Origin of the sequence: Streptococcus mitis (genome assembly GCF_001579035.1) — a bacterium.
Lineage (GTDB): Bacteria > Bacillota > Bacilli > Lactobacillales > Streptococcaceae > Streptococcus > Streptococcus mitis_J.
In genome coordinates, this window is the sequence record NZ_KQ970290.1 from 90,737 (window position 1) to 91,582 (window position 846).

The 846-nt window shown below is 40.8% G+C and carries 2 protein-coding genes; both read left to right on the plus strand.

Annotated features, from left to right (window positions below; translation table 11 throughout):
- A partial coding sequence (locus SMIDD26_RS08620) for a DUF3278 domain-containing protein (protein ID WP_246747007.1) occupies window positions 1-473 on the plus strand: 473 nt, incomplete at its 5' end.
- On the plus strand, window positions 470-846 hold a 377-nt coding region (locus SMIDD26_RS08625), incomplete at its 3' end, for a glutathione peroxidase (RefSeq protein WP_061439838.1). The genes SMIDD26_RS08620 and SMIDD26_RS08625, both read left to right, overlap by 4 nt.

The following is an 846-nucleotide window of genomic DNA, read 5'->3' on the forward strand; positions in this document are numbered from 1 at the left end:
CCATGGTCCAAATCGTTTATTCTTCCTTCTTTCTCTTCTTGTTTTATCTATTATTTGGACGCTTCATAGAGGTCGTTCGCTATGCCATGCCCTACGTTTACTCTGGACTCATTTTTTTCATTACCTTAAAAACTCAAAGAGCTGTCAAAGAACTCCATCTGGAAAAAGATGATAAGTCAGAAATCATCCTCAAAACCTACAGCAAAGCTCAAATCAAATTCCGAAGCTGGATTGTGTTTATCGGCCTTCAGATTGGCCTCTTTACCCTACTCATCTTTCATAAAGTCTTCGTTCAGCAGATGTCCCTTCCAGATTTTGTGAAGCTCCTCATGCAATTCGATAAAAGTGTTCCTTTCCTGATGTATGGCCTGATTATCGGTAGCATTTTTGGAACTCTGACCTACGGATTTCTTTCACTACAAGAAGAGAAAACTCCTAAAAATACCAAGCAGAAAGAGAAAAGGAAACAATGACCTCAATCTACGATTTTTCAGTCTTGAACCAAGACAATCAAGAAATCTCACTAGATGCCTATCGTGGTAAGGTACTCTTGATTGTCAACACTGCTACTGGATGTGGTTTAACTCCCCAGTACCAAGGACTTCAAGAACTCTATGATCGCTATCAAGAACAAGGTTTTGAGATTTTAGACTTCCCTTGCAATCAGTTTATGGGACAAGCACCAGGCAGCGCAGAGGAAATCAACGCCTTCTGTAGCCTACATTATCAAACCAGCTTCCCACGTTTTGCCAAGATTAAGGTCAACGGTAAGGAAGCAGATCCTCTCTATGTTTGGTTGAAAGAACAAAAGTCTGGCCCACTGGGAAAACGAGTCGAATGGAATTT